This window comes from Bradyrhizobium acaciae (assembly GCF_020889785.1).
Classification (GTDB): Bacteria; Pseudomonadota; Alphaproteobacteria; order Rhizobiales; family Xanthobacteraceae; genus Bradyrhizobium; species Bradyrhizobium acaciae.
Window position 1 is genome coordinate 42,059 of the sequence record NZ_JACMYK010000029.1, and the last position, 20,461, is coordinate 62,519.

Sequence of the window (20,461 nt, forward strand, 5' to 3'; positions counted from 1 at the left end):
GGTTGTTCGGGTTGAAAGCTGTGGGGAAATGTCAGGCCGCGACCGGCTGATGGCCGGCATTGTCGCCGTAAGCCTCTTCCCGGTAGAGGCCGAGCCCTTCGATGACGGGGAGATCATTGAAGCAGAACAGGCAGGCGTCCTCGCTTTCGGAGGCGTTGCCGTGCTCATGCCAGGCCCAGGACGGAACGCAGAAGATGTCGCGCTCCTGCCACTCGAACCGCTTGCCACCGATCACGGAATAGCCGCGCCCCTTGGCAACCTGATAGACGAAGCTTCCGGTGTGCCGGTGCGACCTGGTCTTCTCGCCCGGCCGCAGCATCTGCATGCTGGCGCCGATCGTCTGCATCACATGCCCGCCGGTGATCGGATTGACGTAGTTCATGAGGATGCCGTCAAAGGGCGATCCGTCGGTCGCGGCGGCGTATTTCCCGAGCGACTCGTAAGTCGGCTCCCACTCATATTTGAACATCGGCGAATAGCCGTTCGACCATCGCGAGCCCGCCGGCCGAAGGCCGGGATTGTCCCAGGTCTTGGTCATGTCGTCGACGGGATAGCCCGACTCCTCCTGCTGGATATTCGGGTGCACGACGAAGAAATTGGCCTCCAGCGCATTGACCAGCGGAATATCGAGCCCGTCCTGCCAGATGCAGACCGAGCCGTTGGCCTCGACGCCATGCTCGTGCCAGGTGCCGTTCGGCGTCAGCACGAAATCCCGCGCGCCGAGCGTCATCTTGTGACCATCGACGATGGTGTAGGCGCCCGCCCCTTCCATGATGAAGCGCAGGGCCGAGGCCGAGTGCGCGTGGGCGGAGGCCACTTCGCCCGGGTGCATCACCTGCAAGCCTGAATAGAGCCAGCCGACCGCGGCCGACACGTCGCGGCGACCGGGATTGTTGAGGTAGATCACCCGCCGTCCCGCCTTCTCCGGCGAGACCAGCTCCACCGAGCGCAGCACGTGCTCCCGCAGATCGCTGTAGCGCCAGAGCACGGGGATTGACGCCGACTGCGGCTGCCACGGCTCGATCTTGTTGGCGACCGTCCACAGCGCGCCGGCCTCGAATTGCTCGAGATCCTTGTAATAGGCCTTGAGCTCCGGAGTATCCTCGACATTGGCCCGGCCGATGACGTTTTCGCTCATCCTGTCCTCCAAGTCTTACTTCGTGTCGTCCTGGTTCATGACGTCCTGTCTCATGCAGTCCTGCCGCCACACTCACCGCTGTCGTCCTGGCGAAAGCCAGGACCCATAACCACCACATTCACTGCGAGAGGGGTCGTGGCCCCGGATCGCCCGACGATGACCATTCGGGGTAATGGGTCCTGGCTTTCGCCAGGACGACGGCGAGGAGCGGTCGTTGGATCCACGTCCATCATTCCGTCCTGCCTGGGACTGAGACGAAGCTCGCTTGCTCCGCGGCCAGACGTTCGCCGTCTGCAAGGTCGAGCGGCGCCTGCGGACGGCGATTGACCCGCAGATCGAAGATGTCGAACCGGTTATAATGCCCGACGATGTCATGCATCTGCTTCGGCTGGATGCAGCGCTCGAGGTCGATGTCGGCATAGACGATGCCTTCATCGTCGATCAGCGGCTCGCCGACGAGACGGCCGTCCGGCCCGATCACCCCGGAGAATGCGCTCGACTTGCGCTGCAAGCGCGCCCGCGCATCGGGAACGACGGTCTGCATCGCCGCAATGATCTCCTCCGACACGGTCGAGCAGGAAACGATCGTGAAGATCTTTCCTTCGAAGGAATGGGCAATGGCGCGCAGCTTGATCGCCTCCGCCATGTCGTAGTCCGGCGGCGCGACGGGCAGCGAGATGTAGCTCGCAACGTGAACCAGCTCGCCCTGCCCCAACAATGCAAAGCGCGCCAGCGTGTTGGTGTTCTCGCCGCAGGCGAGCCCGCCGAGGCGCCCGATCTCGGTCTCGTAGACGCGCAGGCTCGAGCCGTCACCGCCGGTCCAGGTCAGCTTCTCGGCCCAGGTCGGCACCAGCTTGCGGTGCTTGCCGAGCAGCGTTCCGTCCGGGCCGATGAAGACCAGCGTGTTGTAGAGCGCGCCGAGCGACACCGGGCTGCGCTCGTTGACGCCGAGCACGACGTAGCACCCGCTATCGCGCGCGGCCTTGCGGACGATGTCGATCTCGGGACCGGGCACCAGAACCGAAGATTTGACGAGCTTCTCGAACCAGACGCTTCCGGTGACGGGATCGGTGATCCAGTTCCAATAGGGATAGCCGGGCACGAACACTTCAGGGAATGCGACCAGTCGCGCGCCGTTCGCCGCGGCTTCATGCACCAGTGAGGCGGCCTTGTCGGCGGTCGCGCTCGCATTGAGATAGACGGGAGAAGCCTGGACGGCGGCGGCTCTAAAGCGCGGCAGCTTCAGCATTGGCCCTACCCTGTCGCCGGCTCATACTCGTGGCGCAGCGTTGACTTACTTTACATGTAAACGTATGCTATAGCATATTTCTGGAGGGTGCAATGGCTGAACGGTCTTTTGCTCGCGAGGTCGAGGATCTCCGGCTCGGCGACGGCGACACTTTCCGCGGCGAAGGCATCCTCGCCATCACCAAGGCCCTGCTGCAATCCGGCGTCGCCTATGTCGGCGGCTATCAGGGTTCGCCGATCTCGCATTTGATGGACGTGCTGGCTGACGCCAAGGACGTGCTCGACGATCTCGGCGTCGTGTTCCAGAGCTCCGCCAATGAAGCGGCGGCAGCAGCAATGCTGTCGGCCTCCGTGATGTATCCCCTGCGTGGCGCGGTCGCGTGGAAGTCGACCGTCGGCACCAATGTCGCCTCCGACGCGCTGGCCAATCTCGCCTCCGGTGGCGTCACCGGCGGCACCATGATCATCGTCGGCGAGGATTACGGCGAAGGCTCCTCGATCATGCAGGAACGCACCCACGCCTTTGCGATGAAATCGCAGATCTGGCTGCTCGATCCGCGCCCCGACCATGAATGCATCGTCAATCTGATCGAGAAGGGTTTTGAGCTCTCGGAGGTCTCGAACACGCCTGTGATGCTGGAGGTGCGGGTCCGTGCCTGCCACATGCACGGAAGCTTTGCCTGCAAGGACAATCTCAAGCCGGCCCACACCATCAAGGACGCCCTGAACAATCCGAAGCGCGACGTCGGCCGCATCGTGCTGCCGCCGGCGGCCTACGAGCATGAGCAGGAGAAGATCAGGACGCGGATGCCCGCGGCCATCAACTTCGTCCGGGACAACCGGCTGAATGAATGGATGGGGCCGAAGCAGGGCAAGGTCGGCATCATCATGCAGGGCGGGATGTACAACAACGTCATCCGCGCGCTGCAATATCTCGGGCTGTCGGATGCCTACGGCAACACCCAGATCCCGCTCTACGTCATGAACGTCACCTACCCCGTGATCGACACCGAGGTCGCGGAGTTCTGTCTCGACAAGGACGCGGTCCTCATCGTCGAGGAAGGCCAGCCGGAATATCTGGAACAGGCGATCAACACGGTGCTGCGCCGCCGGGATATCCAGGCGCGGGTCCACGGCAAGGACGTGCTGCCGATGGGTGGCGACTACACCGCGCAGGTGCTGCTCGGCGGCGTGCGCGAATTCCTCGAAAAGACCGATCCGCGGCAGCTCGGCAACCGGCCGCCGGCGCCGGACGCAACCGCCGTGCTGAGCCACCCCGAGGTCGAGAAGCTGAAGCAGGTCGTGCCGGCGCGTCCGCCCGGGCTTTGCACCGGCTGCCCGGAGCGGCCGATCTTCGCCGCGATGAAGCTGGTCGAGAGCGAGCTCGGCGAGCACCACGTCTCCGCCGACATCGGCTGTCATTTGTTCTCGATCCTGCCGCCGTTCAACATCGGCGCCACGACGATGGGCTTTGGCCTCGGCCCGGCCTCGACCTCGGCCTTCAACGTCAAGGCCGACAAGCGCTCGATCGCCGTGATGGGTGACGGCGGCTTCTGGCACAACGGGCTGACCAGCGGCATCGGCAACGCCGTCTTCAACAAGCATGACGGCGTCTTCGTCATCGTCGACAATTACTACACCTCGGCCACCGGCGGTCAGGACATCCTGTCGTCGCGCGCGGTAAGCAAGCGGCGCAACACCAACAACTCGATCGTGCAGGCCGTGAAGGGCATCGGCGGGCAATGGGTCCGGCAGATCGACCGCACCTACGATGTCGGCCGGATGCGCGACACGCTGAAGGAGGCTTTGACCACCAAGGAGCAGGGCCCGAAGGTCATCGTCGCCTCCTCCGAATGCATGCTGAACAAGCAGCGCCGCGTGAAGCCGCAGATCAGCAAGGCGATCAAGGACGGCGTTCGCACCGTCAAGGAACGTTTTGGCGTCGACGAGGATGTCTGCACCGGCGACCACGCCTGCATCCGCCTCTCCGGCTGCCCGTCGCTTTCGGTCAAGCAGCTCGACGACCCCCTGCGCGACGATCCCGTTGCGGCCATCGACAATTCCTGCGTCGGCTGCGGCAATTGCGGCGAAGTCGCGGAAGCGGCGGTGCTGTGCCCCTCGTTCTATCGCGCCGACGTCATTCACAATCCGACCGGCTGGGACAAGTTCAAATCAAAGGTTGCGATGGCCGTGATCGGCTGGCTGCAGCGGCGGCGCGATCGCCGGCGTCCGGCGCTCGAGGCTTTGGCATGAGAGCTTTGGCATGAGAGACGAAACGGTGAAGCTCGCCCTCCCCGCCGCGGGTGACGCGACCGAGCGGCCGATCTCGATCGCGATCGTCGCGATGGGTGGCCAGGGCGGCGGCGTCCTGACCGACTGGATCGTCCAGCTCGCCGAGAACCACGGCTGGGTCGCGCAATCGACCTCGGTGCCCGGCGTCGCCCAGCGCACCGGCGCCACGATCTACTATATCGAGGCGATGCCGCCGCTCGACGGCCGCAAGCCGATCCTGTCGCTGATGCCGACGCCCGGCGATGTCGACGTGGTGATGGCAGCGGAGTTCATGGAAGCCGGGCGCTCGATCCTGCGCGGCCTGGTGACGCCGGACCGCACCACGCTGATCGCATCCAACCACCGGACCTTTGCCATCGGCGAGAAGATCGCGCCGGGCAACGGCATCGCCGACAAGGGCGCTGTGACCGGCGCCATCGGGATCGCCGCCAAGACCGAGATCATCTTCGACATGAACGCGCTCGCGATCGCCAACGGCAGCGTGATCTCGGCCGCGATGTTCGGCGCTCTCGCGGGCGCCGGCGTGCTGAGCTTCAGCCGCGACAGCTATCTCGACGTCATCCGCGCCGGCGACAAGGGCGCGCAGGCCAGCATTCGCGCGTTCGAAGCCGCGTTTGACCGGGTGCAGTCGAAATCTCCGGAGCCGACGGCCCCCGCGCAATCGGAGACTGCCAAGACGCCCCCCGCTCCGGCGGCTCTGGATCCCCGCCTTGCCGGCCTCGCCGCCCGGCTGACGCAGGAATTGCCCGAGGCCGTCCAAGCCATCGGCCGCGCCGGGCTGAAGAAAGTGGTCGATTTCCAGGACGTCGCCTATGGCGGCGAATATCTCGACATCCTCGGCAGGCTCCACGCCGCCGATCGCAGCGCCGGCGGCGCCGAGCGGAATTTTGCCTTCACCGAGGCCGCCGCAAAATATCTCGCCAACGCCATGACCTATGACGACGTCATCCGCGTTGCCGACCTCAAGACCCGATCCGGCCGCCGCGCGCGGATCGAAGGCGAGCTCGACTTGTCCGAGGGCCAGGTGCTCCAGACCACCGAGTTCATGCATCCGCGCATGGAGGAGGTCATGGGCATGCTGCCGGCGGGATTTGCCCGCTGGCTCGGCGCCAAGCCCGGCCTGCTCGGCTGGCTCGACCGTCGCGTCAACAAAGGACGAAGGGTGCGGACCTACGCGCTGCCCTGGTTCCTCGCGCTCTATGTCGTCGGCGGACTGCGGGGCCTACGCCGCCGCTCTCTGCGCCATGCCATCGAGACCGCGCACCGGGACGAATGGGTCAAGTCCGCGACGGAGGCAGTCCGAACGAACTATCAGTTGGGCGTCGAGATCCTGCAATGCCGGCGCCTCGTCAAAGGCTATTCCGATACGCACAGCCGCGGCCTGTCGAAATTCGACAAGACGCTGGCCGCGATCAAGCTGGTCGCGCCGCGCGACGATGCCGCCGACTGGGCGCGCCGCCTGCGGGAAGCCGCGCTGAAGGACAGCGCCGGCAAGGAGCTCGACGGCGTGATCCAGACCATCAAGAGCTTCGCATGACGTCATCGGCGCTCAAGGAGAACATTGCTCCCGTCTTCGGGCAGATCGAGACCCGGCTTTGGCTGCAGCTGCTGTCGCTGCATGGCGAGCTGTTCGCGTCGCTGAATTCCATGCTGAGCTCGGAGTTCGGACTGTCGCTGGCCAAGTTCGACGTGCTGGCGCAGCTCGATCGCTACCGGGACGGCCTCGCGCTCGGGCAGTTGTCGCAGAACCTGAAAGTGTCCGGCGGCAACGTCTCGGGCCTGGTGCAGCGCCTGCTGGCTGATGATCTCATCAGCAAGGAGATGTCGAGCGAGGACCGCCGCTCGTTCATCGTCCGGCTGACGCCAAAGGGCGAGGCCCTGTTCAGGAAGGCCGCCGACGTGCATAAGAAGCACTTGAGCGAACGGCTCGAAAGCATCCCCGCCCGGGAGCTGGAGACGGCGCTTTCGGTGCTGCGGTCCCTCTCCTCGAAACTCGGCAGCGAAAGCAAGCAGCAGGGTCGCAAGAAGTAATGGCCAAAGAATCCAGGAGCAGATGGAAATCCGGTCCACCGCGGACGCGGGACCAGTTGCAAAGCTACATTCCCTATCTGTTCAACCGGCTCGCCAATCGCTGGAACCTGGATCAGAACCGCGATCTCAGCGAGCACAACATCAACAACGTCGTATTCCGGACGCTGTCGGTGCTGTTCATCTACAAGACCCTGACCGTCAACGAGATCGCCGTTCTGGCCGTTACCGAGCAGTCGACCGCGAGCCGCATGGTGGAGTCGATGGTGACGGCGGGCCTCGTCAAGCGCGAGATCGCGGAGGAGGACCAGCGTCGCCGCGTCGTCGGATTGACGCCGGACGGCGAGGCGCTGCTGCGCAAGATCTGGCCGATCATGGAGGCGAACTACGACCGGCTGACCGTGGGTATCGATCCCGACGAGATCGAGGTCTGCGCCCGTGTGCTGGCCAGGATGGTCGAGAACATCCGCCAGAACCAGATCTGATCTGATCCGGGATCAGGGACTGAGGCCGGCAAGGCTGGTGCCGCCGCAGACATAGAGCACCTGGCCGGTCACGAAGTCCGAGCGCTCGTCGAGGAAGAAGCTGATCGCGTGCGCCACGTCCTCGCGGGTACCGAGCCGCCCGACCGGAACGTTGCGTGCCATCCGCTCCTGCTGCTCGGAGCCCTTCGGGACGATGCCCCAGAAATTGTCGGTCAGGATCGGACCCGGCGCGACCACGTTCACCGTGATCCCGCTCGACGCCAGCTCCAGCGCCCATGTCCGCGCCATGCCGTGCACGCCGGCCTTGGTCGCGGAATAGGCCGAGCGCGTGGCCGCGCCCATCGCGGCGCGCGAGCTCACGAACACGATCCGCCCGAACCGCCGCGACCGCATCCCTTCCATCGCCGCCTGGGTCAGCAGCATGGGGGCGCCCAGGTGCAGCTGCGCCAGTGTCAGGATGTCTTCCGGCTTCGCGTCGGCCAAGAGGTTCGGCAGGATGATGCCGGCATTGTGCACGAGGCTATCGATGGCATGATCGCGGCAGATCTCCTCGGCGATTGCCCGTGTCTCCGCCATGCTTGTCAGGTCCGCGCGATACGCGGTGAGCAGGTCGTGGGTCCACACGGGCTTCTCCAGCCCGACCGAGACCACCCGCTGTCCTTCGCCAACGAGCTTCTTCGCCAGCGCCTCGCCGATCCCGGAATTGCCGCCGGTGATGAGTGTGGTGCGGGCTTGGCTCATGATCGGCTCCATGCCAATTGTCACTCCTGCCGCCGCTTGAGGTCGCGACAATCGAAGAATGCGCCCTCGCGCATCAGCTTCGCGACGAACTCCTTCAGTCCGGCGCGCTGGATCTTCTCGGTCGCGGTCAGCGGGAGTTTCTCGACGAAACAGATCCAGCCCGGCGCCTTGTAGTAGGCCATCTGCTCCAGGCTCCAGCGCACGATATCCTCGGCGAGCGCACGATCCGCCCCCGGCTGCTCCGCGATGATCACGGCCGCGACCTCGTCGCCGCGTACCTGATCCGGTGTTGCCGCCACCGCGGCCTGCCGGATCGCAGGATGGCGGTTGAGCACGGATTCGACCTCGACCGCGGCGATGTTCTCGCCGGAGCGGCGGATCACGTTCTTCTTGCGATCGACGAAATGCAGGTCGCCATCGCCATCGCGCGATACGATGTCCCCGGTATGGAGCCAGCCGTCCTTCCAGGCCTCGGCGGTGGCTTCCGGATTCTTCAGGTACTCCCTGAAGAAGCCGTAGCGGGGATCGGCCCCCGCCCGCCGCACCAGCAGCTCGCCCGGCGTCCCCACCAATGCATCGTTGCCGCCGTCGTCGACGATCCGAACCTCGACCTCGGGCGCCGGACGGCCGAAACAGCTGGTGCCGACCTTGCGCGGCTCGACATTGGCGGCGATCACGCCGCCGCTCCCGGTCTCGGTCATCGCCCAGGCCTCGAGCAGCGGAAAGCCGAAGCGCGCCTCGAACGGAGCGTGCAGCAGCTTGTCGACGCCGGCGCCGAAGCCGAACTTCACATTGTGCGCGCGATCGTCGTCCGACGGCGGCGCGCTCATCAGCATCGAGGGCATCACGCCGAGATAATGCAGGCAGGTCGCGCGGCTGTCGCGCACCGATTGCCACCAGCTGCGCGGATGGAAGCGATCGAGCATGGTCAGGCTGCCGCCGACCGACAGCATCGCCATCAGCGACACCGCCATTGCGTTCATGTGAAATAGCGGCAGCGGCGTGATCATGCGCTCGCCTTCGTTCTTGAGATCGATCAAGCCGCCGACGTCGCGATACCAGTCTCCGGAATGCAGGAAATAGGTGTTGGTGAGCACGCAGCCCTTGGGCTGGCCCGTCGTCCCCGACGTATAGAGCAGCGCGCACTCAGTCGCCCCGTCGCCCGCGTTCGCCGGCCGCGCGCCGCCGAGCGGGGCCGGAACGTCGTCGCCCTCGGTCACCACCGGAATCAGCCGGCCGGCCTGGCGCGCCGCGGTCTCGACCTCGTCGCGGCGTTTGGCGAGCACGAACGCCGCATTCATCTCGGAATGCGCGATGATGTATTCGAGCTCGCTGACCCGCAGATCGGGGTTGATCGGCACCACGGAGACGCCGAGCGCATTCAGCGCGAACCACAGCTCGACGAAGCGCGGCCTGTTCTCGAGCAGGAGCCCGACCCGATGGCCTTCGCCATAGCCGCGTCCGGCAAACGCCGTGCGCCAGCACTCCACCCGCTCGAGCATGGCACGATACGAGATCTCGCCGGCCGCGATGCCGTAGATCTCGGCCGTCTCGGGCAGCACGTTGAGAAAGCCGGCGCCCCCCCGGCTAAGGGCGATGTCGCGGAAGCGGGCATGGACAGTGGTCGCAACGGTCAAGGCGCACTCACATGAAGAGCTGGATATTGCCGAAGGGGGCGTCGAAGTTCACGAGATCGATGCGCTTGAGCATGATCTTGAGGTCGTCGCCGACCTGGACGAGATCGTGCGACGCCCATCCCGAAAAGCGCTCCAGCGTGTCGCCGCGGGTCTCGGTGTAGATGTAGGACGTCCGCGCCTTGAAGACGCCGGCCGCCGGATCGCAGGCAACGATCCGCGGCGCCTGCAGCAGATGATGGCAGCGGCTCTTCGGCTTCTGGCTGAAGGTGCGTTCGCCGGTCAGGCGCTCGACGCGCACCTTCATCAGCAACAGGTCTTCATACATCAGTGACGGCTGCAGCACCGGATCCTGCTGTTGCCATTCCAGCGGCATCCAGTAGCGCGCCTCCGGATGAAACAGGTCGAGCCAGGCCTGCCACTGCATCGTGTCGAGCAGCTCGGCTTCCCGATAGATGAAATCGGTGATGGTGTTTTCGCTGATCATTCGGCGGCCTCGACGGGCTGGTCCACGTCCTGCTTCATGTCCATGGTCATGAATTTGGCCCAGGCATGAAACTGGTTCCGCATCTGGCGCTCCGACGTGCCGTTGATGACGGCGGTGACGTCCGCCTCCTCGCCGCTCTCGTAGAGCCGGCGCAGATTGACCCACTGATTGCCGTTGGTCTTCAACCCTTCCTGGGCCCGTTCATACATTTCGAGATCGTCGTGCCCGACGATCGAGGTCGGTGCGTTGATGAAGCGGTTGTACATCAGCGCCCGCTCGTAGAGCTTGTCGGGCGCGCCGACCAGGCGATAGACCCAGCTCTCCACCAGCGTCCGGTCGACGGCGATCGGGATGAAATTGCGCAGGATCTGCACCGCGCCCTTGACCATGATGTTCGGGAAATAGACGGTGTTGTGCCGGACCTCTCCCAGGATCTCGTGCGCCCGTTTCTCGCCATAGGCGGCAACCATCTGGCCGAGATAGCCCTCGACGTCCGAATAGTTCGAATGGATGGAGTTGGCGACGCCGGTATGGCCATGGCCGTTGGGCCAGATCCGGATGCCGCTCTGTTCGTAGAACTCGTACGGGCTCATGAACGGCCCATAGAGTTGCACTGCCATCGGCGTCTCGGTGGAATTGCCCTGCTCGCGCTGCCAGACCTTGATGGCGGTGCCGGCCGAGCTCTCATGCGCGACCATGGGATGGCAGGTGTCGGTCTGGTTCTCGACCAGCATCTTCCAATTGCAGGTGTGCATGTAGCGGATCGGCACGGCCTCGACGGCGAGCTTCCCCTCCGGCGAGCGGTCGGCCATGTTGTCGATGGTCGAGAGGCTTTCACCGAAATAATCCTCGAAGGCGACACCGTTCTCGCTCAGCCGCGCGAAGATGAAATCGCGGTAGATGACGACATTCTTGATCTTCGACAGCCCGTCGCTCGCCTGCGTGTCCGTAAATCCGGTGCCCTCGTAGCCCTTCTTCAGCGGGATCGCGAGCAGCGAGCCGTCGGTCTTGAACGACCAGGCATGATAGGGACAGCGGAAGAACTTTCCGGTGTTGCCGCACGGCTCGGAGGCGATCTTGACGCCCTTGTGCGGACAGCGGTTGTAGAAGACGTGGATCGAGCCGTCGCTATGGCGGCTCGCCATGACCGGCTGCCGGCCGATATTGGCGGTGATGAAATCGCCTGGCTTCGACAGCTGGCTGGCATGGCCGACATAAATCCAGCTGTTGGGAAACAGATGCTCCATCTCGAGCTCGAAAACCTCGGGATCGACATAGACGTCGCGATGCACTTCGGCGTCGCGCACGAGCCCCGCGATCGCACGGGGATTCTTTCCGTATTTCGCCATGGCGCCTCTTGCCTCCTCTCAGAGATCCAACACCAGCCGTTCCGACTTCGCACGCGACACGCAGATCTGCATGACCTTGTTGGATGCCTTCTCGTCGTCGCTGAGAATGACGTCACGATGATCGGGCAGGCCTGCGATCACCCCGCACTGGCAGATGCCGCAATCGCCGCGCTGGCAATCGTAGAGCACGTCGAGGCCCGCCGCTTCCAGCGCCTGAATGATGCTCTGATCGGTCGCGACCGTGATGACCTGCCCGGTCGACTTGAGCTCGACCTCGAACGGCTGGTTGGGGGAACTGGGCTGCTCCGCCTTGAACAGCTCGAAATGGATGCGCTCTGCCGGAATGCCCTTGGCGAGCGCCGCTGATTTCACCGCGTCGATCATGCCGGCCGGGCCGCAGACATAGACGTGCGCATCCGCAGGCGCATCAGAGAGCGCTGCCGCGATATCGAGGCGAGACTCATCGCTGTCGTAGTGAACCGCGAGGCCCTCCGAACAGATCGCCTGCAACTGCGGCAGGAATCCCAGCAGCCCCGGCATTCGCCCGGCATAGTGCAGGCGATAGGGAATTCCCTGCGCCTTCAGCTCCGCGGCCATCGACAGGATCGGCGTGACGCCGATGCCGCCGGCAAACAGCAGCGCGGGCGCTGTGCCCTCATGAAGACCGAAATTGTTGACCGGCGTGGTCGCCCTCACGACGTCGCCGACCTGAAGCGCGTGGATGAACTGCGAGCCACCGGTCGACGCCTCCTCGCGCAGCACCCCCAACGCCACCGTGCCGTCGGGCAGGTCCGGCAACGCCATCAGGGAGTACGGCCGGTCTCCCCCGTTCGGCAGCAGCACGCGAATATGCGCGCCCGCTTGCCATTGTGGCACGGCGCCGCCCTCCACGTCGAACACGACGCTGCGAACGACCGACGTCTCCGCAACGACCGACTGCACCTTGAGCTTAAGCGGATGCGCGTCCATTTCGGGCATCTCATATTATATGAATTTGCATATTTTTATACATGTAATAATTCCCTGTCAATCGCCGACGTGGCGGCAGGAAGCGGGTGCGTCAAGGCTCATGGGACCGGTCGATGCCGAAAGGTCGGTGGCCTGCGACCGCCACCATGGCGCGTGACCTGCATGATTGTGAGGCCGAACGGGATACGAAATGCAGCGTGTCCAGCGCGCCGCGCGAGCTCGTTTGATCACCGGTCGGCCGGCGCCGGGCGCCCCGGGGCTCAGGGCATGGCGACTCAGGGCATGGCGCCAAACCAGATCACGAGCGCGAACATCACCAACAGGACGACGGTGATGATCGCTTCGCTCGTGGGTATTCGCTTCATGGGCCGCCTCCGCACGCGGGAGCGGGACGCTGCGACGGGGCGGTGGTTCACATCAGCACAACACCGCCCGCTTGAAATGCACGCGGACGGCGTCGGCTCTAGCCCCAGGAAGGAAATGCAAAATCCCGGTAGCAATTACGTCTACACGTCGAGGCAGAAAGTTCACGTGACGATTGGCATACCCCAAAGGGTGTAGCACCACCGACCGCAAAGGACGCCATCGAGGCCCCTCCTTGGGGCACCCTCGGCTCCATCACGAGTTCACCATGACGATCTCACCACGACCATGGGCCACGCGGCGTGGCGCCGGCAGCGCCTGTCGTCCGGCACCGCCGTTAGCGCCAAGACCCGTCCGGCCCAAGGGGTAAAGTCGGATGGTCGCGATTGTCCTTGTCGGGCTTGACCTTGAACCCCTGTCGAAACGCGAACCAGATAAAGCCGCCCAGTGCGGCCACACAAATCGGCGCGAGAATCCAGTCGGGCATGTCGTGGTCCTCCAGTCTACCGACAGTTTGGTCGCCGCTACCTTCGGCCGAGTTCAATACGGATGTCGCTCGCCATTGCAGCGCGCTCCCTCCTGCGCCAACAGGAAAAATGACGGCTGGTGCCCCATCGACACGCAGCGGGATCGTACCCAATTTGTATCCGGATGCTGCCGTGCCCCGTTTCGGGTCTTGGTGCGCCCTGCTATTAGGTCAATGGTCCTGCCCGATAGCCTCTCGTTCCGAAGTTTGCCTGGTCCCCTCTCCTCACCATCGTGCGGCCATGCTTTGGTCAAAACTGCGTTGAGTGCTTGGCGGGAACCATCGACGTCATGACAATGCGATTCGCCGCTTTTGGTGACACTGGATCAGGGGACAGGTCGCCACCGTATTCTTGAGATGCCCACTGCAAAGGCTTGGGATGGAAAGGGCAAGGTTCGACAAGGCCGGGATTTTCGCTCTTGGCGACGCTCGGAGCATTGCGACCTACTCGGCCGAAATCTTGATAGTTGCCGCGATTTGTGGCGGCCTTGCTGAATCCGCGCGATTGCTTCCGGCGATAAATCCGACCGGGACGACGCTATGGCCGCCAACCGGGCTTGCGCTCGCGCTGGTCCTGCTGCGCGGTTACCGGATCTGGCCGGCGATCCTGGTGGGAGCCGTCTCTCCCTACCTCATGGCCGACCGATCGTTCCTGGAGTTTGGCGCCGCCGGGATCGGCAGCCTCCTTGCTGCATTTGCCGGGACACAGCTGATCGACCGCTGGTCGAACAGTCGCGAGACGTTTGCCACGCCTTCCGGCGTCGCAAAATTTGCGGTCATTTCCTTTGCGCCGACCACGATCATCAGTTCAACCATCGCCCTGGCCGGCTTCGCGCTCGCCAACGAATCGAGCATTGCCGAGTCCATCGTCGCCGGGGTGACCTGGTGGCTTGCGGACGCTGCCGCGGCGCTGGTGATCGCTCCGCTCATCGTGCTCTGGGCGGCGATGCCCTTACGCATTCCTTCCACATGGAAGCTGCTGGAATCGATCGCTGTCCCCGCTCTCGCTGCGATCATCGGGATCGTTGCATACAGCCCGCTCATCGGTACCGACCTCGTCAGCACTGACCTCGACGTGTTGCTGCCGCATCGGAGCCTTCTGGGCTTTCTGGTTCTACTACCCTTGATCTGGGCCGGCCTGCGCGGCGATCGATGCACAGTGTCGACGGCTGCGTTCATTTTTGTCGGAATGGCCGTGTGGGGCTTCTCGGTGGGGAATGATCCATTTCCGAAACTGGATCCGAATGGCGCACTGTTATCCTTGTTCGTGCTTTCGATCATCGTATCGGCACCTCCTCTTGCCCTGGCAGCGGCAATTGCGACGCACCAGAGCACGGAAGTCCATCTACTTTCTGTTCAGGACCAACTGAACGGTCAACTTGAACGGAAATCCTTGGCGCTCGACAGTATCAGGCGGCACTTCCAGACCCTTATCGAAGGCGTCGTCGATTATGCAATTTTTGCGCTTGATCGAGAAGGACACGTTACGAGCTGGAATAGTACCGCTCAAAAAATCATCGGCTACACCTCGGAAGAAATCATCGGCAAGCATTTTGGAATATTGTACCGGCCGGATGAGCGACGCGCGGGTTCACCAGCACACGCGCTGGAGACTGCAATCGAAAGAGGCAGGTACGACGTCGAGGGTTGGCGCATCAGAAAGAACGGTACGCCGTTCTTCATCACGGGCTCGGTCTCATCGAGCCATGACGACGCAGGAAATCTGATCGGCTTCATCAGTATTCTGCGGGACGCAACCGAGCGACGCGACGCGGAGGAGAAGCTGGTTCAGGCGCGCGAACAGCTCGCGATGTCGCAGAAAATGGAGGCAATCGGCAAGCTGACAGGCGGCATTGCACACGACTTCAACAATCTGTTGATGATCATCGGAGGCAGTGCCCAGATCTTCACGCGCCTGCTCGATCCAAAATTGCCCAAGGCAATCGAAGCCATCCAGACCGCGGCTAAACGCGGCGAGAGCCTCACACGCCAATTGCTGACCTTCTCTCGTCATCAGCATCTCAGCCCGACGGTCGTCGATCTGAATGCGTCCATCAAGAACATGCGGACCATGATCGAGAGCTCACTGCGCGGGAACATCGTGTACAACGAGAACGTCGGTGAGGGTGTCGCGTCGGTCAAGGTGGACCTCGCCGAGCTGGAACTTGCGATCGTCAACATCGCCGTCAATGCGCGCGATGCGATGCCGAGCGGCGGCACGTTCACCTTGTCCGTCCATGCGGTGACCGCGAATCAGGAAACCGGCGGCGATCGCCGTGCACAGGCCTTCTTTGCGATAGCGCTTGGCGATACCGGCACGGGTATTCCGCCACATCTTCTGTCCAAGATGTTCGATCCGTTTTTCACGACCAAGGAGGTCGGCAAAGGGACCGGGCTCGGCCTGTCCCAGGTCTATGGTTTTGCCCACCAGGCGGGTGGAACGGTGACGGCAGACAGCAAGGTTGGACAAGGAACGACGATTACAATCTACTTGCCGTCCAGTGCAGACGAGCAAACCGCCACTAAAGACCTCGCCGCTGCCAGGGCAAGACCGAAGCAGCCGCAGCGGCAGACGGTTCTCGTTGTCGACGACAGCCCAGAAGTGGCGGATGTGACATCATCGCTGTTCGAGCATCTGGGTTATGAAACGATCTATCGGGATTCCGCCGAAGCGGCGCTGAAACTGCTCGATGCCGGCACGAGGATCGATCTCGTCTTCAGCGATATCGTCATGCCGGGAACGATCGACGGCGTCGGGCTCGCGAGAGAAGTGCGGTCGCGCTACCCGGGTTTGCCGATCGCCCTGACGACCGGTTACAGCGATGCTGCAAATGCGGCACCGGCAAATCTGAAGATACTCCGCAAGCCGTTCGATACCGAGGCACTGAGAGATTTCATCCAGGATCTTGCGCCCCCGAGATCAGCGCGATCATCCGTCGTACCTTTGGCGTCAAACACGACCGACGCGCTGCGCAGACATTGACCGATCGCCATCACGGGGACTGCTCGGCCGTGCCGACGCAGTGATCGAGCAGGCCTCCCGCGTCGCACATGCGCGAGTCCGGTTCCGGCCTGACCCGCTGGGTGCACGGTCTCGCAAGTTGAGCTACTCGGCGCCGTGCGCACTCAATAAATCATGACCTTCTTGTCGTGTGTCGTGCGAGACAGCATCCATTGCCCGGAGGAGCGGTTCGGTAGGTTCAGGTTTGCGGCGGGCGGCAGCCAGGGTCTATCGAGCCGAACCACCGTCAGTTCGCCGAGCCCGTCTGCACCGCGATCTTGTTCTGCGCTATGATGGCTTCGGCCCGCGCGAGATTTTCCAGCAGGCGCTGGCTGGTCAAGACAAGGAAGTAGTAGCCGAATTGCGGGTTCTGGAAGTAGATCTCGAGCAACTTTTCATAGGTGATGGTTAGAACGTGGCCATCCTCGATACATTCGATCGTCGCGGTCCGGCGGTTGTCGGGCGTGAGGAAGCCGAGTTCACCCATCAGGCGGCCCGGCGGAACATCGACGTCGATTTCGACGACCCGGAATCTGCCGGTAACAGTCAGCAGCATTTCGTTGGCCGCGTCACCTTTCTTCATCAAGATGTCGCCCTTGCGATACTTGCGCTGGGTCATGAACGGCTTGAGCCACTCCATCGACATGTCGCCCTGCGTTGCGGCGCGCGCCTTCTTCACGAGAGCGAGCATTTGACGAAGGCGATAGGCGTTTATGGGAACCATCAAGAGATAAAGAAGAAACGTCGTAACGGCTCCAGTGAGCGCACCGAAGATGGCGAAGAATACGCAACCGATCATGTTGGCGACCCGAAGCGGCACCATGGTCTGCGTCAGCAGGGTAGCGACAAAGAAGATCGCGCCAACCAGGGCGAACATGTTTGCCAGGGTGATGTTGTGCAGAAAGATTTCCAGCAAGCGGCTGAAAATGGCGTCCCAGGTCACGTCATTGGGATCGAGACCCATCTGAAGCAGAATCTTAGCGAACCTGAGGTTATTGGTTGCTGCATCTAGAATGCGATCCAGCATGCTGGACGCGTCTGCGCTGAGTATCATTTGATTTCGCCAAAGTGCTGTGTAAGCCGATACCGATAGCGGCTATTCCGGATGAAACCATTGCGCTCGTCAACTCAAACCAAAGACTCGGCGAGGGCGAGATAGAGCACAAATAGGGGAATGAAGCGACCATCGGCCGCTCCGCAGGCGAGCCTCCTTCCTGCGCCGCCGGAATCATCGCATGCGCCGGGAGCGCGAGAACGGAGCCGATCGCCAGCGCTCGGGCAAAGACCGCTTCCAGCACATCGTTGCCGCCAATGAAGCCTTCGCCAATCGCCGCGGCTGGGATGCTGGCGTGAACCTAGAAGCGCTTTCCCGCATCACGATCGCCGCGCAGCAGCCGTGATGCCGAAGGGACAGTGGTCCTCAACTGCGGCAATGGCTCACGATCTTCACGATGACGACGTGGCAAAGCCGGATACGCAAATGAAGCGCATCAAGCGTCGAGCTCAACAAGCGAACGTTTGTCAGAACGAGAAAGCGCGACTTGTCGGAATGAAACTCTCCTGACGCGCTAAGCTATTGAAATCATTGGAGCGGGTGAAGGGAATCGAACCCTCGTATTCAGCTTGGAAGGCTGCTGCTCTACCATTGAGCTACACCCGCGTCGAACGATCCCCTAACACGGCCGGACGGCCGTCTCAACTGCCTCGGCGGATGGCTTTGTTGTCCGGTAAACGCAGATATTTCGGCGCGATCCGCCCGGTTCCTGGTGCGGACGGGCCGGCTGGCGGCCTTAACAGCGGCGGATTCGCCACCTATATTGCTGGTCCCATCAACAAAGAAAGGAGGTGATCTAGTGTCTTGTCTCAAGCGCTGTCACCTCGCTGGGATCGCCCGCTAGGCCCTGAGCAATCAGCCTGGCATCGGGGCGCTCTCAGCCCTGGACCAGCGAGACATCAATATCGGGGGCGCGGCGGAAGCGATTCCGCCGCGCCTTTTTGCGGTCGAGCCGCGAAGTTCGCCGCCGCCCTGCCCGCCCGATTCACGCGTTCAAGCCTGCCGGGCGGAATCCGGTTTCCGCACGGCTACGGGGGATACCTTGTCGCAGCCTCAAATCGATCCGATCCGCTACACATGAAATGTCGGCGCGGGCCACCGCGAGACGTCTTAGGGCATGATCCGGAAAAGCGCGAAGCGCTCCTCCGGAAAGATCAAGCTCGAACATCATCGCGTTCAGCGCCTGCCGCATCAGAAACGAGGAGCTCAATAGATGCTTTATGCCATCCTGGCCTACCACGTCGAAGCCGAGGTCAAATCGTGGACCGCCGAAGAGGACGCAGCCGTGATGACGGGACTGCGCGAGGTCCATCAACGGCTGAAGGGCCGGCTCGGCCCGGCTGCACGGCTCGACGAGACGCGCAAGGCCAGCACCCTGCGCGGGCCCGGCCACGGCATGGTGATCGACGGCCCGTTTTCAGAGACCAAGGAGCAGCTGCTCGGCTTCTACGTGATCGATTGCGCCGATGAGGCGGAAGCGATCGCCGCGGCGCGCGACCTGCGCAGCGTCAACCCTTCGGCAGTCTACGAGATCCGCCCGCTGAAGCTCTACATCCCCGGCGCACCGTTTCCGGAGACCGCGGGCCCCAAGGACGCGTAGCAATTTGTTTAGCGGCTGGAGCGTTTCGGTAGCTTCGGCAGCTTGCTCGGATCGAACTTCGGCATCGGCAGATCCGGCGGCGGCTCGGGCGGCGCGTCGTGGCTCGGAATCAGCGTCACCTCGAAGGCAAGATCGGGCACGGCGTCGGCCCTGCCGGTGGCGGTCGCGATCGCGCTGCTCGCGACTCCTTCGAGCCGCACCACGAGATCGTCGGTGCCGAACACTGTCTGATGACCTTCGGAGTGCCGCGTAGCGGTGAGGACGACCGAGAAGCGCTCGCCGTCGACCTCATAGGTGCCGTCGTAGCGCATGATGGCATCGCTGCCCCACAGCCTGCCGTCGGCGACGTGCACGGTGCCGGTGCCATCCGCGAGCGACGTGCGAAACCACGCCGCATAGGTGCCGTTCTTGAGCATGGAGCCCGTCTCCACTTGCTCCGTTTCACCACGCCCGATCTGGGCACCGTTGCGTTAACAGGGGATGAAGGAACCCGGAGGCGGAGAATTCGCGCCTGCGCTCATTGGCCGTCGATCTGCCGGCCCATGATGGCGATCGCCTTCTGATAGACCCCTGCCGCGTTCCATGCCTCGATCGCGGCGAAATTGGGTTCCCCGGGTTGATAGCCGGCGCCGCGCGCCAGCCATTGGCGCGCAGGAAGTTCGCCGTCGAGGCCAGCGCATTGGCGGCGACGTCGAGATTGCCGGTGCCGTAGGCCAGCACGTTCTTCGGCATGAACTGGGTCTGGCCGATCTCGCCATGCATCGAACCACGCGTGCTGCCGGACAGGCTGCCGCGGTCGATCAGCTTCAACGCGGCATAGAGCTGCTCGGTGAAGAACTCCGGACGGCGGCAGTCATAGGCAAGCGTCGCGATCGACGACAGCATGTTCTGGTTGCCGCGCTGGCTGCCGAAGCCGCTCTCCATGCCCCAGATCGCGATCAGCGGTCCCGGCGGCACGCCGTAGCGCTGCTGGATCGAGGCGAACATCGCCGCCTGCGATTGCTTCAGCGAACGGCCGCGCGCCACGATGGTCGCCGATCCCCGCTTGGCCATGAACTGCTCGAGCGAGAGGCCGAAGCTGCGCTGGCCACGATCCGCGGCGATCGTCGCGCTGGCGTAACGCGCCTGCATCAGCGCGTCGATCGCGGTGGCGCCGACGCCCTTGGCCCTCGCCTCGCCGGCGAATTGCTCCTTCCAGGCTTCGAACCCGCCGGGCCCGTTGCCGCACTGCGCCGCTTTCGCCTCCGTGCCCAGCGTTGCAACCATCGCGACGATGGCGAGCGCCGACGCCGCAATCTGCCAGCCCCTGATCATCCGAAACCTCCTCCGCTAAATGTGCCGCCGCCCCGGCGGGCGCGGCGCTGACGATGGCCGGATTTACATGACCCGGCGATGAACGATCCGCCTCAGATTCGGCCGCAGACCGCCACGATATGTCGCCGGCAACGGATTCGCCATCCCGGCCGACGGCCCGGATGGCTCGACATTCGCGGCGTCGTCCCGGCCTCGCGGGCTGGGCTCTCGCCACGCGTCGTCCTGGCGAAAG

General features: G+C 63.5%; 17 protein-coding genes, 1 tRNA gene and 1 pseudogene. 7 read left to right on the forward strand and 12 right to left on the reverse strand.

What is annotated here, in order from left to right:
- Positions 1–31: 31 nt before the first annotated feature.
- Both H8A92_RS14710 and H8A92_RS14715 read right to left on the reverse strand, forming a co-directional pair.
- Positions 32–1,138, reverse strand: a complete 1,107-nt coding sequence (locus H8A92_RS14710) for a cupin domain-containing protein (RefSeq protein ID WP_229196485.1) — start codon at positions 1,136–1,138, stop codon at positions 32–34.
- A 229-nt stretch (positions 1,139–1,367) separates the two neighbouring features.
- Positions 1,368–2,387 (reverse strand): carbon-nitrogen hydrolase family protein, encoded by a 1,020-nt coding sequence (locus tag H8A92_RS14715; protein WP_229196486.1) that lies wholly within the window; start codon positions 2,385–2,387, stop codon positions 1,368–1,370.
- Between the two features lie 92 nt (positions 2,388–2,479).
- On the opposite strand from H8A92_RS14715, the gene H8A92_RS14720 reads away from it, so the two are divergent.
- From H8A92_RS14720 to H8A92_RS14735, 4 genes are read left to right on the forward strand one after another with little or no spacing between them, the layout of a single operon-like run.
- On the forward strand, positions 2,480–4,639 hold the full coding sequence (locus H8A92_RS14720) for a thiamine pyrophosphate-dependent enzyme (RefSeq protein ID WP_229196487.1): 2,160 nt from the start codon (positions 2,480–2,482) through the stop codon (positions 4,637–4,639).
- A 10-nt stretch (positions 4,640–4,649) separates the two neighbouring features.
- On the forward strand, positions 4,650–6,215 hold the full coding sequence (locus H8A92_RS14725; protein WP_229196488.1) for an indolepyruvate oxidoreductase subunit beta family protein: 1,566 nt from the start codon (positions 4,650–4,652) through the stop codon (positions 6,213–6,215).
- On the forward strand, positions 6,212–6,709 hold the full coding sequence (locus H8A92_RS14730; protein ID WP_163155011.1) for a MarR family winged helix-turn-helix transcriptional regulator: 498 nt from the start codon (positions 6,212–6,214) through the stop codon (positions 6,707–6,709). Before H8A92_RS14725 ends, H8A92_RS14730 begins: the two co-directional genes overlap by 4 nt.
- Positions 6,709–7,191 (forward strand): MarR family winged helix-turn-helix transcriptional regulator, encoded by a 483-nt coding sequence (locus H8A92_RS14735; protein ID WP_163155009.1) that lies wholly within the window; start codon positions 6,709–6,711, stop codon positions 7,189–7,191. The genes H8A92_RS14730 and H8A92_RS14735 overlap by 1 nt, the downstream gene beginning before the upstream one ends.
- Before the next feature lie 12 nt (positions 7,192–7,203).
- Here H8A92_RS14735 and H8A92_RS14740 read toward each other — a convergent pair whose 3' ends face one another.
- From H8A92_RS14740 to H8A92_RS14765, 6 genes are all read right to left on the reverse strand, one after another.
- Positions 7,204–7,932 (reverse strand): SDR family NAD(P)-dependent oxidoreductase, encoded by a 729-nt coding sequence (locus H8A92_RS14740; protein WP_229196489.1) that lies wholly within the window; start codon positions 7,930–7,932, stop codon positions 7,204–7,206.
- Between the two features lie 20 nt (positions 7,933–7,952).
- Entirely contained in the window at positions 7,953–9,569 is a 1,617-nt protein-coding gene (locus H8A92_RS14745) for an ATP-dependent acyl-CoA ligase (RefSeq protein ID WP_229196490.1), read from the reverse strand.
- 7 nt (positions 9,570–9,576) lie between these two features.
- Positions 9,577–10,053 carry an aromatic-ring-hydroxylating dioxygenase subunit beta gene (locus H8A92_RS14750; protein WP_229196491.1) on the reverse strand — a complete coding sequence of 159 codons (477 nt, stop codon included), beginning with the start codon at positions 10,051–10,053 and terminating at the stop codon, positions 9,577–9,579.
- Positions 10,050–11,402 (reverse strand): aromatic ring-hydroxylating dioxygenase subunit alpha, encoded by a 1,353-nt coding sequence (locus H8A92_RS14755; protein ID WP_229196492.1) that lies wholly within the window; start codon positions 11,400–11,402, stop codon positions 10,050–10,052. The genes H8A92_RS14750 and H8A92_RS14755 overlap by 4 nt, the downstream gene beginning before the upstream one ends.
- Positions 11,403–11,420: 18 nt before the next feature.
- On the reverse strand, positions 11,421–12,371 hold the full coding sequence (locus H8A92_RS14760) for a PDR/VanB family oxidoreductase (RefSeq protein ID WP_229196493.1): 951 nt from the start codon (positions 12,369–12,371) through the stop codon (positions 11,421–11,423).
- Positions 12,372–13,071: 700 nt separating this feature from the next.
- Positions 13,072–13,221, reverse strand: a complete 150-nt coding sequence (locus H8A92_RS14765; protein WP_229182934.1) for a hypothetical protein — start codon at positions 13,219–13,221, stop codon at positions 13,072–13,074.
- Between the two features lie 418 nt (positions 13,222–13,639).
- Between H8A92_RS14765 and H8A92_RS14770 the strand changes: the two genes are divergently transcribed.
- Positions 13,640–16,243 carry an MASE1 domain-containing protein gene (locus tag H8A92_RS14770; protein ID WP_229196494.1) on the forward strand — a complete coding sequence of 868 codons (2,604 nt, stop codon included), beginning with the start codon at positions 13,640–13,642 and terminating at the stop codon, positions 16,241–16,243.
- Positions 16,244–16,508: 265 nt separating this feature from the next.
- Here H8A92_RS14770 and H8A92_RS14775 read toward each other — a convergent pair whose 3' ends face one another.
- On the reverse strand, positions 16,509–17,315 hold the full coding sequence (locus H8A92_RS14775) for a Crp/Fnr family transcriptional regulator (RefSeq protein ID WP_338026543.1): 807 nt from the start codon (positions 17,313–17,315) through the stop codon (positions 16,509–16,511).
- A gap of 181 nt (positions 17,316–17,496) precedes the next feature.
- On the opposite strand from H8A92_RS14775, the gene H8A92_RS14780 reads away from it, so the two are divergent.
- Complete coding sequence (locus tag H8A92_RS14780) at positions 17,497–17,661, forward strand: hypothetical protein (protein WP_229196496.1); 165 nt, start codon at positions 17,497–17,499, stop codon at positions 17,659–17,661.
- A gap of 186 nt (positions 17,662–17,847) precedes the next feature.
- Here the strand turns inward: H8A92_RS14780 and H8A92_RS14785 are convergent.
- Positions 17,848–17,921, reverse strand: a tRNA-Gly gene (locus H8A92_RS14785).
- A 607-nt stretch (positions 17,922–18,528) separates the two neighbouring features.
- Here H8A92_RS14785 and H8A92_RS14790 point away from each other — a divergent pair.
- Positions 18,529–18,915: a YciI family protein gene (locus H8A92_RS14790; protein ID WP_229196497.1), complete on the forward strand. Its 387-nt coding sequence runs from the start codon at positions 18,529–18,531 to the stop codon at positions 18,913–18,915.
- Between the two features lie 8 nt (positions 18,916–18,923).
- On the opposite strand, the gene H8A92_RS14795 is transcribed toward H8A92_RS14790, so the two are convergent.
- Positions 18,924–19,331 (reverse strand): hypothetical protein, encoded by a 408-nt coding sequence (locus tag H8A92_RS14795; protein ID WP_229196498.1) that lies wholly within the window; start codon positions 19,329–19,331, stop codon positions 18,924–18,926.
- 101 nt (positions 19,332–19,432) lie between these two features.
- Positions 19,433–20,181: pseudogene (locus H8A92_RS14800) on the reverse strand (lytic murein transglycosylase).
- Positions 20,182–20,461 lie beyond the last annotated feature (280 nt).

What these genes read in the sequence shown, in the direction of transcription:
- H8A92_RS14710 (WP_229196485.1), bottom strand. Translation starts at nt 1,138, where the DNA reads ATGAGCGAAAACGTCATCGGCCGGGCCAATGTCGAGGATACTCCGGAG.
- H8A92_RS14715 (WP_229196486.1), bottom strand. Translation starts at nt 2,387, where the DNA reads ATGCTGAAGCTGCCGCGCTTTAGAGCCGCCGCCGTCCAGGCTTCTCCC.
- H8A92_RS14720 (WP_229196487.1), top strand. Translation starts at nt 2,480, where the DNA reads ATGGCTGAACGGTCTTTTGCTCGCGAGGTCGAGGATCTCCGGCTCGGC.
- H8A92_RS14725 (WP_229196488.1), top strand. Translation starts at nt 4,650, where the DNA reads ATGAGAGACGAAACGGTGAAGCTCGCCCTCCCCGCCGCGGGTGACGCG.
- H8A92_RS14730 (WP_163155011.1), top strand. Translation starts at nt 6,212, where the DNA reads ATGACGTCATCGGCGCTCAAGGAGAACATTGCTCCCGTCTTCGGGCAG.
- H8A92_RS14735 (WP_163155009.1), top strand. Translation starts at nt 6,709, where the DNA reads ATGGCCAAAGAATCCAGGAGCAGATGGAAATCCGGTCCACCGCGGACG.
- H8A92_RS14740 (WP_229196489.1), bottom strand. Translation starts at nt 7,932, where the DNA reads ATGAGCCAAGCCCGCACCACACTCATCACCGGCGGCAATTCCGGGATC.
- H8A92_RS14750 (WP_229196491.1), bottom strand. Translation starts at nt 10,053, where the DNA reads ATGATCAGCGAAAACACCATCACCGATTTCATCTATCGGGAAGCCGAG.
- H8A92_RS14755 (WP_229196492.1), bottom strand. Translation starts at nt 11,402, where the DNA reads ATGGCGAAATACGGAAAGAATCCCCGTGCGATCGCGGGGCTCGTGCGC.
- H8A92_RS14760 (WP_229196493.1), bottom strand. Translation starts at nt 12,371, where the DNA reads ATGGACGCGCATCCGCTTAAGCTCAAGGTGCAGTCGGTCGTTGCGGAG.
- H8A92_RS14765 (WP_229182934.1), bottom strand. Translation starts at nt 13,221, where the DNA reads ATGCCCGACTGGATTCTCGCGCCGATTTGTGTGGCCGCACTGGGCGGC.
- H8A92_RS14770 (WP_229196494.1), top strand. Translation starts at nt 13,640, where the DNA reads ATGGAAAGGGCAAGGTTCGACAAGGCCGGGATTTTCGCTCTTGGCGAC.
- H8A92_RS14775 (WP_338026543.1), bottom strand. Translation starts at nt 17,315, where the DNA reads ATGATACTCAGCGCAGACGCGTCCAGCATGCTGGATCGCATTCTAGAT.
- H8A92_RS14780 (WP_229196496.1), top strand. Translation starts at nt 17,497, where the DNA reads ATGCGCCGGGAGCGCGAGAACGGAGCCGATCGCCAGCGCTCGGGCAAA.
- H8A92_RS14790 (WP_229196497.1), top strand. Translation starts at nt 18,529, where the DNA reads ATGCTTTATGCCATCCTGGCCTACCACGTCGAAGCCGAGGTCAAATCG.
- H8A92_RS14795 (WP_229196498.1), bottom strand. Translation starts at nt 19,331, where the DNA reads ATGCTCAAGAACGGCACCTATGCGGCGTGGTTTCGCACGTCGCTCGCG.